This window comes from Micromonospora sp. CA-240977 (genome assembly GCF_050942285.1).
GTDB lineage: Bacteria > Actinomycetota > Actinomycetes > Mycobacteriales > Micromonosporaceae > Micromonospora.
The window spans coordinates 1,695,886-1,712,601 of sequence record NZ_CP192055.1; the positions used below are offsets into that span (position 1 = coordinate 1,695,886).

Genomic DNA, 16,716 nt, shown 5'->3' on the forward strand with positions numbered 1-16,716 from the left:
CCGGTCGACCGGCGACCTCCGGGTCGCCGGGTCGACCGGGAGCAGGACGCCGTGGAGGTGGCGAGATGTCTGATCCGGCCAAGGTACGCCGGCACGCGGAACGGGTGCGTGAGCTGGTCGCGTCGGTGGTGCGGAGCCAGATCAAGGACCCGCGGCTCGGGATGATCACCATCACCGACGCCCGGATCACCGCGGACCTGCGCGACGCGACGGTCTTCTACACGGTGCTCGGTGACGCGGTGGCCCAGGCGGACACCGCCGCGGCGCTGGAGAGCGCCAAGGGGCTGCTGCGCAGCACTGTCGGCAAGGCGCTCGGGTTGCGGCACTCGCCGACTCTCACGTTCGTCCTCGACGACGTGCAGGACCAGGTCAAGCACATCGACGACCTGCTCGCCGCCGCCCGTAACGCCGACGCCGAGGTGCAGCGGCTGGCCGCCCAGGCGGAGTACGCGGGTGAGGCGCAGCCGTACCGGGTTGACGACGAGACGGATGAGGGCGACGAGGCGGACGAGGCCGATGCGGCCACCGACGCCAAGGACGCGGCGCGGGGTGGGGAAACGCGGTGACCAGCACCGCCAGCGTCCCGCTCGCCGGGGCGGCCGGGGTCGGCCCGGCCGAGATGGACTGGGCCGCGGCCGAGGCGCTGGTGCGGGCTGTCCCGCCGGGTGGCCGCGTGCTGCTGATCTGCCACATCAACCCGGACGGTGACGCCCTGGGCAGCATGCTCGGCTTCGGCCTGGGGCTGCGGCAGTTCGGCGTCCGCGAGGTGCAGGCGACCTTCCCCGGGCCGCCGGAGGTGCCCGAGCCGTTCCGGGGGCTGCCCGGGCTGGACCTGCTGGTCCCGGCGGACGCCGCCGACCCGGCGCCCGACCTGGTGATCTGCTTCGACGCGGCGAGCGAGTCGCGCCTCGGTGAGCTGGCCGGGCGGCTGTCGTCGGCGGGGGCGGCGCTGGTGCTCGATCACCACGCGTCGAACGAGGGCTTCGGCACTGTCAACCTGGTGGATCCGGGCGCCGCGGCCACGTCGGTGGTGGCGGAGCAGCTGCTGGCCCGGCTCGGGGTCGTTGTGGATCCGGCCATCGCGGAGTGCTTCTACGTGGCGCTGACAACGGATACCGGCTCGTTCCGGTTCGCCGCGACCACCCCGGCGGTGCACGAGATGGCTGCCCGGTTGCTGGCGACCGGCATCTCGCCCGGGGACATCTCCCGCCGGGTCTTCGACACCCGGCCGTTCGGGGCGGTGCGTCTCTTCGGTGAGGTGCTCGGCCGGGCACGGCTGGAGCCGGCGGCCGCCGGCGGCCGAGGGTTTGTCTGGACCTTCGCCACGCTTGAGGATCTGGCCCGGCACGACCAGCGGCCGTACGTGCTGGAGGCGCTGATCGACTCGGTGCGGTGCACCGCCGAGGCGGATGTGAGCTGTGTGGTCAAGCAGACCACGCCCGGCGAGTGGGCGGTGTCGATGCGCAGCAAGGGCGCGGTGGACGTCAGCCGGGTCGCTGTCACGCTGGGCGGTGGTGGCCACCGGTTCGCGGCGGGGTTCACCGGTCGGGGCACTGTCGAGCAGGTCGTCGAGTCGATCCGCGGCCAACTGGACGGGGCGTTGATTCGCCCCGGCGCCTGACTGTGACGTTCGTCGTCGTCGATCGTCCGGTCTGAGGATCAGGGTCAACTCCGGGGAGTGTTGGTCTTCCCGCGCTCGGTGAGAGCGGGAAGAATTGCGGGATGGAGCAGCCGCACGACCTCACCGTGGAGGCCCCCCGTGCCTGGGACCGGCCCGCCGTCTCCGTTCCCGTCCTCGTCTGCCTGTCGCTCGTCGGAGGTCGGTTCGCGTCGTTCTCCACCGAGGCGAATCTGTTCACCATCGGCACCGGCGGGGTGCTGATCTGGCTCGGTCTGAGCAATCGGGTGCCTCGCCGACCGGCACCGCGCCGGCTGCGCTCGGGGGCGGTCTGGTGGGCGGTGCCGGTGGTGGTCTTCGGGGTCTTCGAGGGCGTGACGTTCGTGCTGGCCGTCGGTGACGACTTTCCCACCTTCTCCCGGCTGGCCGATCCTCTCCTGGAGGATCATCTGACTCGGTCGGCGGCGTGGTTCGCCTGGCTGGCCGCCTTCTGGGGGCTGGTGCGGCGATGATGCGGGCGCTCGCCATCGGCGGTTTCCTCACCGCGTTGGTCCTCTTCGGGGTGGTCGAGTGGATGGCCCGGCGGGAGGGTTCCCGGATCCCCACCCTGGGCGAGGTCTGCGCGTACGTGATGCGCTACGAGGTCGGCCCGGTGCCGGTGGGCCGGATCGGTCTGTTCGGGTTCTGGTGGTGGCTGGGCTGGCACTTCCTGGCCCGCTGAGCCGGGTCGCCGGCTGTCCAAATGGCGGGAAGCGAGAGCAGCATGTGGACCTGAACGATAACTTGGGAGAAGGCCGGGTGCCGCGTAGCGGCGCAGGTCATGGGTGGTGGCACCACACCTCGTGCTGCCTCCCTCCAGGGTCGGATCGACCCGGGCTCACGCTGCCCAGTCGGCTGCTCCGGTGATCCCGGACCGTCGTGGGGCGCGCAGCACGACCGCCCGCGAGGGCCGCCGCGCGCCGGTGGCTCGCTCCCTGGAAGGACCACCACCATGCCGAACAAGCCCAAGCCCGAGACCACCGACGACGCCCGCGAGCAGGCCCGCCGCGCGCTGCAGACGTCGATGGACACCCGTCAGTGATCTGATCCGCCCGGCGGTGACGCCGCCGGGCGCCCGAGCGGTCGGCTGCTGACGGCCCGGCGGCGCGGCCCGCCGATGCCGGTAAGCCCCGGGTTGGTTTGCGATCCTTACCGCGCTCGTGCCAGGATCGGCGGCGATGAGCCAGACCGCCACCGCCGCCCACCGCTCCGCCTCGCCCCGGCGGATCGCCAGCCTCGCCCTGCCGGCCCTCGTGGTGCTCGCCGCCGAGCCGCTCTACGTGCTTGTCGACACCGCAGTGGTCGGCCACCTCGGCCGGGTGCCGCTCGCCGCGCTCGCCGTCGGCGGCACGGTGATGACGCTCACCGCGTGGGTCGGCACCGTTGTCGCGTACGGCACCACCGGGCGGGCGGCCCGCCGCTTCGGCGCGGGTGACCGGGCAGCCGCGATAGCCGAGGGAGTCCAGTCGTCCTGGCTGGCGTTCGGTGTCGGACTGCTGATCGCGGTCGGCATGCAGTTCGGCGGTGGCGCGCTGGCGCGTACCCTCGCCGGCGGTGCGGGCGACGTGGCCGACGCCGCCGCGCACTGGCTGCGGATCGCGGCCCTCGGCGCTCCCGGCCTGCTGCTCGCCGCCGCCGGCAACGGTTGGCTGCGCGGTGTGCAGGACACTCGCCGACCACTGCTCTTCGTGCTCGGCCCCAACCTGCTCTCCGCGCTGCTCTGTCCGCTGCTTGTCTACCCGGCCGGCCTGGGGCTGATCGGCTCGGCGGTGGCCAACACCGTCGCGCAGACGCTCTGCGGGGGGCTCTTCGCCGCGGCGCTGGTCGCCGAGCGGGTGTCGCTGCGGCCCCGGCCCCGGGTGATCCGCCAGCAGCTGGTGCTCAGCCGGGACCTGCTGATCCGTGGGCTGGCGTTCCAGGCCAGCTTCCTCTCCGCGACCGCCGTCGCCGCCCGCTTCGGCGCCGCCGCCGTCGGTGCCCACCAGATCGCCCTGCAACTCTGGTTCTTCACCGCGTTGGTGCTCGACGCGCTGGCCATCGCCGCCCAGTCCCTGGTCGGCGCCGCGCTCGGCGCCGGCGACGACGTGGGCGCCCGGGCGCTCGCCCGTCGGATCGGGCTGCTCGGCGGCATCTGCGGCGTCGGCTTCGCGCTGCTCGTCGCCGCCGGCGCCGGCGTGGTGCCGTCCTGGTTCAGCTCCGACGAGGGGGTACGCGGGCAGGCCATGGTGGCCTGGCCGTGGTTCGTCGCCATGCTGCCACTGGCCGGGGTCGTGTTCGCCCTCGACGGTGTGCTGATCGGCGCGGGCGACGTGCGTTACCTGCGCAACCTCACGATCGTGGCGGCGCTCGGCGGCTTCCTGCCGGCCATCTGGCTGGCGTACGCGCTCGACCTCGGGCTGGGCGGCATCTGGGCCGGGCTCACCCTGTTCGTGGTGATCCGACTGGTCGCCCTACTGCTGCGCCTGCGCAGCGACAACTGGGCCGTGACCGGGGCCGTCCGCTGACCGACGTGCCCGTCTGGCAGGCTTGGGCGTCGTGAGCACCGATGGTCTGATCGTTGTCGACAAGCCCGGCGGCATGACGTCGCACGACGTGGTGGCGCGGATCCGCCGGCTGGCCCGGACCCGGCGGGTCGGGCACGGCGGCACCCTCGACCCGATGGCCACCGGGGTGCTGGTGATCGGGGTGGGCCGGGCCACCCGGCTGCTGACCTACGTGATCGGCGCGGGCAAGAGTTACACAGGCACCATTCGGCTCGGTCAGACCACCGTCACCGACGACGCCGAGGGCGACGTGCTCGCCACCACCCCGGCCGGGCTGGTGACCGACGAGGCGATCCGGTCGGCGTTCACCGCGTTGAGCGGCGAGGTCGACCAGGTGCCGAGCGCCGTCAGCGCCATCAAGATCGACGGGCAGCGGGCGTACAAGCGGGTCCGCGACGGGGAGAGCGTCGAACTGCCCGCCCGGCGGGTCACCATCTCCCGGTTGGAAGTGCTGGCGATCCGCCGCACCGAACCGGACCTGGTCGACGTGGACGTCGACGTGACCTGCTCCTCGGGCACGTACATCCGGGCCATCGCCCGGGACGCGGGCCTGGCGCTCGGCGTCGGCGGCCACCTGACGGCCCTGCGGCGGACCGCGGTGGGTGGCTTCACCCTCGCCGAGGCCGCGACCCTCGACGAGTTGGAGCAGCGCGCCCCGGATGTGGTGAACCTGCCGTTGGACGCGGCCGCCGACCGGTTCTTTCCGCGCCGGGAGGCCACGCCCGACGAGGCCCGGGTGCTGGCCCACGGTGGGCCGCTGGACCCGGCCGGCCTCACCGGGCCGTACGCCGTGTTCGGACCCGCGGGCGGCCTGATCGCTATCGTCAGCGAGCGGGACGGGCGGGCCCGCGCGGAGATCGTGCTCGCCCCGGCCTGACGGCGGGGCGCAGGTCCGCCGGCCCAGGGCCGGCGGTGTCGACCCGCCGGCAGGCGGGACACCAGGAGGGAACGGCATGCAGCGGTGGCGGGGGTACGACGCGGCGCCCGGTGGGTGGGGACGCTCGGTCGTCACCATCGGCGTCTTCGACGGCGTGCACAAGGGGCACCAGGCGACAATCGGGCACACAGTGGCCCGTGCCCGGGAGTTGGGCGTGCAGTCGGTGGTGGTCACCTTCGACCCGCACCCGGCCGAGGTGGTCCGCCCCGGGTCGCATCCGGCGGTGCTCACCGAGCCGGCACGCAAGGCGGAACTGATCGAGGCGCTCGGCGTGGACGTGCTCTGCGTGGTGCCGTTCACACCGGAGTTCTCCCGGCTGCCGGCCGAGCAGTTCGTGCACGACGTCCTGGTCGAGCACCTGCACTGCGCCCTGGTGGTGGTCGGTGGCAACTTCCGGTTCGGGCACCGGGCGGCCGGCGACGTGGCGCTGTTGGAGCGGCTCGGCCAGACCTTCGGCTTCGGGGTGGAGGGCAGCCCGCTGGTCGCCGAGGACGGCACCGTCTTCTCCTCCACGTACATCCGCTCCTGCGTCGACGCCGGTGACGTCGGCGCGGCCGCCGCCGCGCTCGGCCGCCCGCACCGGTTGGAAGGTGTGGTGGTCCGCGGCGACCAGCGGGGACGGGAGCTGGGCTTCCCCACCGCCAACCTGCTCTGCCACCGGTACGCGGCGGTCCCGGCCGACGGGGTGTACGCGGCCCGGCTGATCCGTCGCGGACAGCACGAGCCGCTGATGGCGGCGGTGTCGGTGGGCACCAACCCGACGTTCTCCGGGCGGGAGCGGCGGGTGGAGGCGTACGCGCTGGACTTCACCGGCGACCTGTACGGCGAGCGGCTGGCCCTGGACTTCGTGGCGCACCTGCGCGGTCAGATCCGGTACGACTCGATCGAACCGTTGATCGCCCAGATGAGCCAGGACGTCGAACGCACCCGGCGCGCGCTGGCCTGAGCGGCGTGGGCTGCGCTCGCAGGCCCTTCGCCGGGTGTTACCGGCGAGTGCTGGTAGTCTTGCCGAGACGTCGGGTGACCGGCGTGGGGCCTCGCGTGCCTGCTCGACGCCGCGGGTGCGAGGTACCGGTCCGTTCCCGATCCATCGGGACGACGGACACCTACTTGATCAACCCATCGAAACAGGGAGAACATGGCGCTCGACCAGGAAGCCAAGGCCAGCATCCGCGCGGAGTACGCGACCGCCGAGGGCGACACCGGTTCGCCGGAGGTCCAGGTCGCGGTCCTCACCAAGCGGATCGCCGAGCTGACCGAGCACCTGAAGGTGCACAAGCACGACCACCACAGCCGCCGTGGGCTGCTGCTGCTGGTCGGCCGTCGCCGTCGGCTGCTCAACTACGTCCAGAAGAAGGACATTGCCCGCTACCGGTCGCTCATCGAGCGGCTCGGCCTGCGCCGGTGACGTGACGGGGGAGTGGCCGACCGGTCGCTCCCCCGTACCGCGTCCCACCTGAAGAAACACGGGCCGCGCGACCACCCGAGAGGGAGCCGGTCAGCGTACCGGTCTCCGGTAGTGGCCCCCGGGAACTCCGGCATCATGCCGGCCACCCGGGCGCTTCGATCGAAGACCGGCCGGCTGAGCAGCTCCCCGATGTCGTGGGCCCACGACGCGAAGGAGCACGACAGCACATGACCGAGACCAAACTCGGCACCGAATCCCGCACCGCCGTGATCGACAACGGGTCCTTCGGCACCCGCGAGATCACCTTCTCCACCGGCCGGCTGGCTCGCCAGGCCGCCGGTTCCGTCATCGCCCAGCTGGGCGAGACGGTAGTTCTCTCCGCCACCACCGCCGGTAAGCACCCGAAGGAGCAGTTCGACTTCTTCCCGCTTACCGTCGACGTCGAGGAGCGGATGTACGCCGCGGGCCGCATTCCCGGCTCGTTCTTCCGCCGTGAGGGTCGGCCCAGCGAGGACGCGATCCTCACCTGCCGGCTGATCGACCGGCCGCTGCGCCCGTCCTTCGTCAAGGGCCTGCGCAACGAGGTCCAGGTCGTCGAGACCATCCTCGCGCTCGACCCGCAGCACCCGTACGACGTCGTGGCGATCAACGCCGCCTCGATGTCGACCAAGCTCTCCGGCCTGCCGTTCTCCGGCCCGATCGGGGCGACCCGCGTCGCCCACATCGACGGCCAGTGGGTCGCCTTCCCGACCCTGGAGGAGCTGGCCCGGGCCACCTTCGACATGGTCGTGGCCGGCCGCACCCTGGAGGACGGTGACGTCGCGATCATGATGGTCGAGGCGGAGGCCACCCCGAACGCCGTCGCCCTGATCTCGGCCGGCGCCACCGCGCCGACCGAGGAGGTCGTGGCCAGCGGCCTGGAGGCCGCCAAGCCGGCGATCCGCGAGCTGTGCCGCGCGCAGAGCGAGCTGGCCGAGGTCGCCGCCAAGCCGGTCACCGAGTTCCCCGTCTTCCTGGACTACCAGGACGACGTGTACGACGCCGTCTCCGACCTGGCCCGCGGCGAGGTCGCCGAGGCGATCACCATCGCCGGCAAGGCCGACCGCGAGGAGGCCCTGGACCGGGTCAAGGCCCGCGTCGCCGAGGAGTTGGGCGCTCGGTTCGAGGGTCGGGAGAAGGAGCTCAGCGCTGCCTTCCGGTCGCTTACCAAGTCCGAGGTGCGCAACCGCGTGCTGCGCGAGCAGGTCCGCATGGACGGCCGTGGCCCGCGTGACATCCGGGAGCTGACCGCCGAGGTCGGCGTGCTGCCCCGGGTGCACGGTTCGGCGCTGTTCGAGCGGGGCGAGACCCAGATCCTGGGCGTCACCACGCTGAACATGCTCCGGATGGAGCAGATGGTGGACACGCTGTCCCCCGAGAACCGCAAGCGCTACATGCACAACTACAACTTCCCGCCGTACTCGACTGGTGAGACCGGCCGGGTCGGCTCGCCGAAGCGTCGCGAGATCGGCCACGGCGCTCTCGCCGAGCGTGCGCTGATCCCGGTGCTGCCGTCGCGCGAGGAGTTCCCGTACGCCATCCGGCAGGTGTCGGAGGCGCTCGGCTCCAACGGCTCCACCTCGATGGGTTCGGTCTGCGCGTCGACGCTGGGCCTGCTCTCCGCGGGTGTCCCGCTGAAGGCGCCGGTCGCCGGCATCGCGATGGGGCTCATCTCCGACGAGGTGGACGGCAAGACCCAGTACGTGACGCTGACCGACATCCTCGGTGCCGAGGACGCGTTCGGTGACATGGACTTCAAGGTCGCCGGCACGCCGGAGTTCGTCACCGCGCTCCAGCTCGACACCAAGCTCAACGGCATCCCGTCGGACGTGCTGGCCGCCGCGTTGCAGCAGGCGAACGAGGCCCGGCAGGTCATCCTCGGGGTCATGAAGGCCGCGATCGAGGCTCCGGCCGAGATGTCGGACTACGCGCCCCGGGTCACCACGGTCAAGATCCCGGTGGACAAGATCGGCATGGTGATCGGCCCGAAGGGGCAGACCATCAACGCGATCCAGGACGAGACCGGCGCCGAGATCTCCATCGAGGACGACGGCACGATCTACGTCGGCGCCACCAACGGCCCGTCGGCCCAGGCGGCCGTCGACCGGATCAACGGCATCGCCAACCCGACCCTGCCGAAGCAGGGCGAGCGGTTCCTCGGCACGGTGGTCAAGACCGCCGCGTTCGGTGCGTTCATCTCGCTGCTGCCGGGCCGTGACGGCCTGCTGCACATCTCCAAGGTGGGCGACGGCAAGCGGGTCGAGCGCGTCGAGGACTTCCTCAACGTCGGCGACCGGGTCGAGGTCGAGATCGCGGACATCGACGCCCGCGGCAAGATCTACCTCGACAAGGTCCGCCCGGAGGGTGCCGAGGCGCCGGCCGCCGGTGAGGCCGCCGGCGGCGACCGGCCGGCCGGTCGGGACCGGGGCGACCGAGGCCCGCGTGACCGCGGCGACCGCGAGCGTGGCGGCGACCGGGGCGGCGACCGAGGTGGCCGTGGCCCGGAGCGTGGCGGCGAGGGCGGCAACGGCGGCGGCGGCGAGGGTGGCGAGGGCGGCGAGCGTCCGCGCCGCCGGACCCGGCACAGCTGACCACCAGCACCTGCAACACCCACCCCTCGTCGAACCGGGAGCAACACGTGAGTCGGGCCTTCAGTGCGCCGTTTCCACCGGATCGACGGGGGGTGGCCTCGACTGGCTGGCAAGCCAGTGAGTCGAGTCGAGCTCGGGACACCGGGGCGGGCCGCTCCGGCGGCACCGCCCGCGCGGTGACCCGGACACTCAGCGAGGACCCGCTGGGCGGCACGGTACGACGTACCGTGCTGCCCAGCGGCCTGCGCGTCCTCACCGAGGCGATTCCGACGATGCGCAGTGTCTCGTTCGGCGTCTGGGTGGCGGTCGGGTCGCGTGACGAGACCGGCCCGCAGGCCGGCGCCGCGCACTTCCTCGAGCACCTGCTCTTCAAGGGCACCCACAAGCGCACCGCGCTGGAGATCTCCTCGCAGATCGAGGCGGTGGGTGGTGAGACGAACGCGTTCACCACGAAGGAATACACCTGCTACTACGCCCGGGTGCTGGACGAGGATCTGCCGCTGGCGATCGACGTGATGTGCGACCTGGTCGCCGACTCGCTGCTGGAGCCGGCCGACGTCGAAACCGAGCGTGGCGTGATCCTGGAGGAGATCGCCATGCACGACGACGAGCCCGGTGACGAGGTGCACGACCTCTTCGTCCAGGCCGTCTACGGCGACCACCCGTTGGGTCGGCTCATCTCCGGCACCGCCGAGACCGTCACGCCGATGACCCGCAAGCAGATCCAGAGCTTCTACCGGGGCCGCTACACCGCGCCGCAGATCGTCATCGCCGCCGCCGGCAACCTGGACCACGCCGCGGTGGTCAAGATGGTCCGCCAGGCGGTGCGGGGCACCCCGCTGGACAGCGAGCCGGCCACGCCGGCACCGCACCGGGCGGCCACCCCGGCGGTACGCACCAAGCCGGCGACCACCCTGGTGGAGCCGAAGGAGACCGAACAGGCGCACGTCATCCTCGGCTGCCCCGGCATCGACCGCCTCGACGACCGGCGCTTCGCCCTCGGGGTGCTCAACAACGTGCTCGGCGGTGGCATGTCCAGCCGCCTGTTCCAGGAGATCCGCGAACAGCGCGGCCTTGCGTACTCGGTCTACTCCTACGCCAGCCAGTACGCCGACACCGGCCTGTTCGCCGTCTACGCCGGCTGCGCGCCGGGCAAGGTGGACGAGGTGCTGGCCCTGACCCGCGCCGAGCTGGCCCGGGTGGCCGCCGACGGGTTGACCGAGGCCGAGGTGGCCCGGGGCAAGGGGATGAGCAAGGGCGCGTTCGTGCTCGGCCTGGAGGACACCGGTTCCCGGATGAGTCGACTGGCCAAGGGCGAGCTGCTCTACGGCGACCTGATGCCTGTCGACGAGCTGCTCCGCCGGGTCGACGAGGTCACCGTGCAGGACGTGAACGTCCTCGCCGCCGAGCTGCTCAGCCGGCCCATGTCGCTGGCCGTTGTCGGCCCGTTCGGTACCGGCGACTTCGCGATCTGAACTCTGCCGCCCGGCCCGGTCGAGGCACCCCGGTCGGGCGTCCCGGCCGGTGGAGCACAGCGGATCCGACCGGAAGGGCCCGTCCCGATTGGGATAGGTTGTGCCCCGTGAGTGACGAGCAGGGAAAGACCCCGGCCCAGCAGCTGCGGGTCGGCGTGTTTGGTGCGCGCGGCCGGATGGGCATCGAGGTCTGCAAGGCGGTCGACGCCGCCGACGATCTCGCCCTGACCGCGGCGATCGACCAGGGCGACAGCCGCTCCTCCGTCTCCACCGCCGAGGTGGTCGTCGACTTCACCACGCCGGACGTCGTCATGGACAACCTCCAGTGGTGCATCGAGCAGGGCATCAGCGCGGTGGTCGGCACGACCGGCTTCACCGAGCGGCGGCTGGAGCAGGTGCGCGGCTGGCTGGCCGACAAGCCCGAGGTGGGCGTGGTCATCGCCCCGAACTTCGGCATCGGCGCGGTGCTGATGATGCAGTTCGCCGCGCGGGCCGCCCGACACTTCGAGTCCGTCGAGATCATCGAGCAGCACCACCCGCGCAAGCTGGACGCCCCGAGCGGCACCGCCACCCACACCGCCCGGCAGATCGCTCAGGCCCGCGCCGAGGCCGGCCTCGGCCCGGTCCCGGACGCCACAAAGGACGAGGTGCCGGGTGCGCGCGGCGCCGAGATCGACGGGGTACGCGTCCACGCGGTGCGCGCCACCGGCCTGGTCGCCCACCAGGAGGTGCTGTTCGGCGGCACCGGCGAGACGCTGACCATCCGGCACGACTCGTACGACCGGGTGTCGTTCATGCCGGGTGTGCTGCTGGCCGTCCGCGCGGTGCGCAACCGCCCCGGCCTCACCGTCGGCCTGGACGCCCTCCTCGACTGACCGGCCCTTGTGGCGGTGCCGGATCTCGGACCGCCACACCGGTCGGCCCTGCCCGTCAGTGTCGGGTGGCGGTCGGTGCGGGCTCCTCGGGTTGGACCGGCTCGGCACCGACCGGCGCGTAGGGCGGCACCGAACGGAACGCCAACGCGGCGACCACGGCGAGCCCGAGCAGCAGGACGGCACCGGCGGTGGCCGTCACGACAAGCCCGCTCGTGTAGGCCGCCCGGGCGGCGTCGACAAGCGGGGCGCCCACCCCGCCCGGTAGCTCACCGGCCACCGTCACCGCGCCGGCCAGCCCGTCGCGGGCCCGGGCCGCCGCCTCGGCGGGCAGCCCCGCGGGCAGCGCCGGACCCAGCTCGGCACGGTAGACGGCGGCGCCCACGCTGCCCAGGACCGCCACCCCCAGCGCGATGCCCAACTCGCCGCTGGTCTCGGACATCGACGCTGCCGAGCCGGCCCGCTCGGGCGGCGCCGACCCCACGATCAGGTCGGTGACCAGCGCCGACGGCAACGCGATCCCGACCGAGGCGACGACGAAGGCGACAAGGACGACAAGGAGGGCGCGGTCGCCTTCCACACCGGTGAGGAGCAGGAAGCCCGCCGCCGTGACCAGTTGCCCGACGGCCATCACGTGCCCCGGGCGGAATCGGCGGGCCAGCAACGGCGCCAGGGTGGTCGCACCGATCATCGCCACCGCCTGCGGCACCAGCAGCAGCCCGGCGCGCAGCGGAGAGAGCCCCTCGACAAGTTGCAGCCATTGGCTGACGAGCAGGAAGGTGCCGCCCATCAACACACCATTGAGCAGGAACACCAACAGCGCGGCGGTGAACGTGCGGTTGCCGAAGAGACTCACGTCCAGCAGCGGATGAGGCAGCCGGCGCTGCCGCCGGACGAAGACCACCCCGACCAGCAGGCCGGTCACGATCGCCAGCACGGGCAGCGGACGCCAACCGTGCCGGGCCAGCTCCTTGAGGCCGTAGACCACCGGCAGGATGGTGGTGAGCGACAACGCGACGCTGGCCAGGTCCAGTCGACCGGGGCGCGGGTCGCGGAACTCCGGAAGCAGCAGCGGCGCGGCCACCAGCAACACCGCCATCACGGGCACGCCCAGCAGGAACGCCGAGCCCCACCAGAAATTCTCCAGCAGCGCCCCGCCGATCACCGGGCCGACCGCCATCCCGCCCATGAAGCAGCTCATCCAGACCCCGACCGCTACCGCGCGCTGGGCCGGGACCTGGAACATGTTGCTGATCAGGGCCAGCGTGGAGGGCATCAGTGTGGCCCCGGCGACGCCGAGCAGTGCCCGCGCGGCGATCAGCAGCGGCGGGTTCGGCGCGTAGGCCGCCACCACCGAGACCACGGCGAACGCGGCGGCCCCGATCAGCAGCAGGCGTCGACGGCCCACCCGGTCGCCCAGGGTGCCCATCGTGACCAGGAAACCGGCCACCAGGAAGCCGTAGGCATCGGTGATCCACAACTGCTGGGTGCTGTCGGCGCCGAGGTCCGCGCTGAGGCTGGGCAGGGCCAGGTAGAGCACGCTCAGGTCGAGGGCGAGCAGCAGGGTGGGCAGGGCAAGCACCGCGAGCCCGATCCACTCCCGACGCCCGGCTGAGAGGTGTGTTGTCCGCATGGTTGTCGCCCTCCTGGTGACGGTTGGTGTCGGAGGGTGGACGACGGGCCGCCCCCGAACTCGTCGGTGCGCGGTCAGGCGATTCTGTCGGGCAGGCCGAAGCGGGCAAAGAGCGCCGGCTCCAGGAAGTGGGTGAGCCGGATGATCCGGCCGTCGGCGACGTCGATGAGCTGGATGGAGAAGGCACGGTGACCCCCGGCCGGGTCGGGACGGTACTGCGCCAGCGCCGGGCCGCCGTTGGCCGACACGCGAACGAGCCGGGAGCCCCGGCAGCCGGACGCCGGCCAGGAGACCATCCACCGGCCGATGTCGGCCGCCCCGGACAACCACATCCGGTACGGAGGCATGCTGTGCACCGCGTCCTCGCGCAGCAGACCCACGAGGGCGTCGATGTCGTAGCGTTCGAAGACCCGCACGTAGCGGTCCAACAGGTCGCGGTGCTCCTCGTCCAGCGCCCGACCTGTCGTCAGGCCGTCCCGCTCGGCGAGCGTGGCTCGGGCGCGCCGCAGCGCACTGTTGACGGCCGGCACACTGGTGTCGAGCAGCCCGGCGACCTCGTCGGCGTGCCAGCGCAGCACGTCCCGCAGGATGAGCACCACGCGCTGCCGGGCGGGCAGGTGCTGTAGTGCGGCGACGAACGCCAACCGGACCGAGTCGCGCAGCACCACCAGCTCCGCCGGATCGGCAGTGGGTAGCACCGCGGCATCCGCCGCCGGCCCCAACCATCCCGTCTCGGCGGCACCGAGGCTCGCCGGCTGTGGCGACCACGGATCCCCGAAGTCCGTCGGCATGGCCCGTCGTCGCCGACCCCGCAGCAGATCCAGGCAGACGTTTGTGGCGATCCGGTAGACCCAGGTGCGCGTGCTGGACCGGCCGTCGAAGTCGTCCCACCCGCGCCACGCCCGCAGCAGTGTCTCCTGCACAGCGTCCTCGGCGTCGAACAGTGAGCCGAGCATGCGGTAGCAGTAACCGGTCAGCTCGACCCGGAACTCCTCCAGGTGCCCCTCGGCGGTCGGCGCCGACACCGGCGCGGTGGCTGAGCTCATGGGGCCTGACGGTAGGCGACCGGTCCGACATCGGCCGGTCACCTCTGGCCGGACGCGCCGGCCGTCGGCGTCAGGGTCCGGGCGTCAGCGCTGGTCAGCCGGCAGGCTCGTCGTCGGCCGCCACCTTCTCGGCTGGTACGCCCACGTGCAGGCGCACCTGGGGCACGAGCATGTCGTCGACGTCCAGCGCCCGGGCCGCGCCGTCGGGCTCCCAACCGGTGCTCGTGAGAAACGCCCGGGTCGCCTCGTCGCCCTCGAACGCCCAGGCCACCGCCCGGCTCAGGCCGTCCTCCCGCCACAGGTCGACGGTCGCGGCGAGCAGCCGGCTGCCGTGCCCCCGCCGGCCCCACCGCGGCTCCACAAGCAGATCGGTCACGGCGGCCACGTCCGGGCCGAGCGCGTCGGCCGGCTCGCCCGGGGCCAGCGCCTCGGCGTCGGCCGGCCCGGAGGCGGCGAACCCCACCAGATACGATTGCTCGGCCTGTTCGACGGCGACCAGCACCCGGTGCGCGCCCGAGGGCGGCTCCAGCACCGCGGCGTTCCACCGCCGGGCGAGGAACGTCTCGTCCAGGTTGTCGAGCACGTGTCGAGGCAGGATCCGGCGGTACGCGACCCGCCAGGTCGCGAGTTGGATGCGTGCGATCTCGCCGGCGTCCTCAGGACGCGCCGGGCGGACGTACCCGAGAGCCATGGGACGGAAGCCTACGCAGGGCGAGGGAGGCGACGGTGGCGCAGGGTGCCAGGAGGACGACCGGGCAGGTCGTCGGGGTTGTGGTGCTCGCCGCGGCGGTCGCCGCGTTCCTCGCCGTCGCCGCCGTGCGGCACGGTTTCTTCGACCTGAAGGTCTACTACGGCGCGTTGACCTGGTGGGTGCACGACGGCGGGGAGATCTACGACTACCTCAAGCCGGGCACCCAGTACGGCTTCACCTATCCGCCGTTCGCCGCCCTGGTGATGCTGCCGATGGCGTACCTGCCGTGGTCGGCCGCGATCGTGGTGAGCGTGCTCGCCAGCGTGGCCACCACCACGGTGCTGATCTGGTGGCTTGTCGACCCGATCGCCCGCCGCGCCGGCTGGACCCGGTGGTTCGCCCTCGCGGTGGCGCTCTGCCTGGCCGCCGCGTTCGAGCCGATGCGGGAGACGATCAACTTCGGGCAGGTCAACACGCTGCTGCTCTTCCTGGTGGCGGTGGATCTGCTGCGGCTGCTGCCGGCCGGCAACCGGTGGGCCGGGGTGGGCATCGGGCTCGCCACCGCGATCAAACTGACCCCGGGCGTCTTCATCGTCTACCTGCTGGTGACGGGGCGATGGCGGGCGGCGCTCACCGCCTGCGGGACGGCCGCCGGGGTGTCGCTGCTGGCCGGTGCGCTCTTCCCGGACGCGTCCCGGGAGTTCTGGACCGAGGCGCTGTGGAACACCGGACGGGTGGGGGAGTTGGCCTTCGTCTCCAACCAGTCGCTGCGCGGCGTGGTCGCCCGACTCGACCCGGAGCACCCGAGCACCCTGCTGTGGCTGCTGCTGGTGCTCGGCACCCTGGCGCTCTGGGCCTGGCGGTCCCGGGCCGCCGTCCGGGCCGGTGACGAGGCGACCGGCCTGGCGTTGACCGGCGCGGTGATGTGCCTGGTCAGCCCGGTCACCTGGGTGCACCACCTGGTCTGGCTGCTGCCCGCGTTGATCCTACTTGTCGACAACGCGATGGCCGCGCCGGCCGGCCGCCGTCGCCGGGTCCTGCTTGTCGCCGCGACCATCGGGTACGCGCTGCTGATCAGCCGGACCGTCTGGTTCTGGGAGAAGGACTTCACCGGCCTCGACGGCTTCCTGGGCAGCAACGCCTACGTGTGGATCAGCCTCGCGCTGCTGGCCTTCCTGCCGATCCGCGGCTGGCTGACCCCGCCCGGGTCAGTTGTCGAGGAGTCCGGCGTACCGCAGCTCGACCAGACTGACCGGGGGCTGCCCACCGGCGAGCGGCACATGGTAGGTCGACCGCTCACCGTCCGTTGACAGCCCGGCCCGCGCGCAGAACCGGCGGGCCCGCCGGTTGTCCGCCAGAACCCACGCCCGGTACCCGCTCCAGCCCCGCTCGGCGAGCCCGACCCGAGCGGCGGCCAGCAGCGCGGCGGCGGTCCCGTCCCCCCAGTACGCCGGCTCCACGTACAGCGCCACCACCTCACCGACCGTCGGGTCCAGGTCGTCCCGGTCCTGGTTGCGGCGGTACGGCCCGAAGGTGGTGAAGCCGACGACCAGCCCGTCCACCTCGCCGAGCACTGTGGTGAACGGGTGCTCCGGATCGGCGGTGCCGAGGTCGCGGCGGCGCTGCGCCCAGGCCGCCACGTTCAGCCGGTCCAGCACCTCGTCTGGCATGAAGCCGGCGTAGCCCGCCTGCCAGCCGTGCACGTGCACCCGGGCGACCGCCTCGGCGTCGTCCGGCTCCTCCCGACGGATGGTCAGCATTGCACCGTTCTATGCCCCGTTGGTCGTCGCGTCCAGCTTCCCGCACCGGCGTCGTACCGATGAA

16 protein-coding genes are annotated in these 16,716 nt (G+C 72.5%); 12 read left to right on the forward strand and 4 right to left on the reverse strand.

Annotation, left to right across the window (positions count from 1 at the left end):
* Positions 1–65 precede the first annotated feature (65 nt).
* The 11 genes from rbfA (at position 66) to dapB (ending at position 11,525) form a co-directional block, all read left to right on the forward strand.
* The gene (gene rbfA / locus ACQPWW_RS07945) at positions 66–566 is read left to right on the forward strand and encodes a 30S ribosome-binding factor RbfA (protein ID WP_433130612.1); all 501 of its coding nucleotides are present in this window, start codon (positions 66–68) and stop codon (positions 564–566) included.
* A 53-nt stretch (positions 567–619) separates the two neighbouring features.
* Entirely contained in the window at positions 620–1,621 is a 1,002-nt protein-coding gene (locus tag ACQPWW_RS07950; RefSeq protein ID WP_433134201.1) for a DHH family phosphoesterase, read from the forward strand.
* 101 nt (positions 1,622–1,722) lie between these two features.
* Complete coding sequence (locus tag ACQPWW_RS07955) at positions 1,723–2,130, forward strand: hypothetical protein (protein ID WP_433130614.1); 408 nt, start codon at positions 1,723–1,725, stop codon at positions 2,128–2,130.
* Positions 2,130–2,339 (forward strand): DUF6186 family protein, encoded by a 210-nt coding sequence (locus ACQPWW_RS07960; RefSeq protein ID WP_357284532.1) that lies wholly within the window; start codon positions 2,130–2,132, stop codon positions 2,337–2,339. The genes ACQPWW_RS07955 and ACQPWW_RS07960 overlap by 1 nt, the downstream gene beginning before the upstream one ends.
* 496 nt (positions 2,340–2,835) lie before the next feature.
* Positions 2,836–4,161: an MATE family efflux transporter gene (locus ACQPWW_RS07965; protein ID WP_433130616.1), complete on the forward strand. Its 1,326-nt coding sequence runs from the start codon at positions 2,836–2,838 to the stop codon at positions 4,159–4,161.
* A gap of 31 nt (positions 4,162–4,192) precedes the next feature.
* Positions 4,193–5,077: a tRNA pseudouridine(55) synthase TruB gene (truB, locus tag ACQPWW_RS07970; protein ID WP_433130618.1), complete on the forward strand. Its 885-nt coding sequence runs from the start codon at positions 4,193–4,195 to the stop codon at positions 5,075–5,077.
* A gap of 76 nt (positions 5,078–5,153) precedes the next feature.
* Positions 5,154–6,083: a bifunctional riboflavin kinase/FAD synthetase gene (locus tag ACQPWW_RS07975; protein WP_433130620.1), complete on the forward strand. Its 930-nt coding sequence runs from the start codon at positions 5,154–5,156 to the stop codon at positions 6,081–6,083.
* Between the two features lie 192 nt (positions 6,084–6,275).
* Complete coding sequence (gene rpsO / locus ACQPWW_RS07980; protein ID WP_030337594.1) at positions 6,276–6,545, forward strand: 30S ribosomal protein S15; 270 nt, start codon at positions 6,276–6,278, stop codon at positions 6,543–6,545.
* A 227-nt stretch (positions 6,546–6,772) separates the two neighbouring features.
* Positions 6,773–9,175 (forward strand): polyribonucleotide nucleotidyltransferase, encoded by a 2,403-nt coding sequence (locus ACQPWW_RS07985; protein ID WP_433130622.1) that lies wholly within the window; start codon positions 6,773–6,775, stop codon positions 9,173–9,175.
* A 47-nt stretch (positions 9,176–9,222) separates the two neighbouring features.
* A complete protein-coding gene (locus ACQPWW_RS07990) occupies positions 9,223–10,650 on the forward strand; it encodes a M16 family metallopeptidase (RefSeq protein ID WP_433130624.1) in 1,428 nt (475 codons plus the stop codon).
* Between the two features lie 107 nt (positions 10,651–10,757).
* The gene (gene dapB / locus ACQPWW_RS07995; protein WP_433130626.1) at positions 10,758–11,525 is read left to right on the forward strand and encodes a 4-hydroxy-tetrahydrodipicolinate reductase; all 768 of its coding nucleotides are present in this window, start codon (positions 10,758–10,760) and stop codon (positions 11,523–11,525) included.
* A gap of 55 nt (positions 11,526–11,580) precedes the next feature.
* On the opposite strand, the gene ACQPWW_RS08000 is transcribed toward dapB, so the two are convergent.
* The 3 genes from ACQPWW_RS08000 to ACQPWW_RS08010 all read right to left on the reverse strand — a co-directional run bounded on the left by ACQPWW_RS08000 (position 11,581) and on the right by ACQPWW_RS08010 (position 14,892).
* Complete coding sequence (locus tag ACQPWW_RS08000) at positions 11,581–13,155, reverse strand: MFS transporter (protein WP_433130628.1); 1,575 nt, start codon at positions 13,153–13,155, stop codon at positions 11,581–11,583.
* A 74-nt stretch (positions 13,156–13,229) separates the two neighbouring features.
* A complete protein-coding gene (locus ACQPWW_RS08005; protein WP_433130630.1) occupies positions 13,230–14,201 on the reverse strand; it encodes a sigma-70 family RNA polymerase sigma factor in 972 nt (323 codons plus the stop codon).
* Positions 14,202–14,295: 94 nt separating this feature from the next.
* Positions 14,296–14,892 carry an N-acetyltransferase family protein gene (locus tag ACQPWW_RS08010; RefSeq protein WP_433130632.1) on the reverse strand — a complete coding sequence of 199 codons (597 nt, stop codon included), beginning with the start codon at positions 14,890–14,892 and terminating at the stop codon, positions 14,296–14,298.
* A gap of 35 nt (positions 14,893–14,927) precedes the next feature.
* Here ACQPWW_RS08010 and ACQPWW_RS08015 point away from each other — a divergent pair, with 35 nt between their 5' ends.
* Positions 14,928–16,202, forward strand: coding sequence for a glycosyltransferase family 87 protein (locus tag ACQPWW_RS08015; RefSeq protein ID WP_433130634.1), 1,275 nt, complete (start codon positions 14,928–14,930; stop codon positions 16,200–16,202).
* Here ACQPWW_RS08015 and ACQPWW_RS08020 read toward each other — a convergent pair.
* A complete protein-coding gene (locus ACQPWW_RS08020) occupies positions 16,101–16,652 on the reverse strand; it encodes an N-acetyltransferase family protein (RefSeq protein ID WP_433130636.1) in 552 nt (183 codons plus the stop codon). The genes ACQPWW_RS08015 and ACQPWW_RS08020 overlap by 102 nt on opposite strands.
* Positions 16,653–16,716: the final 64 nt, after the last annotated feature.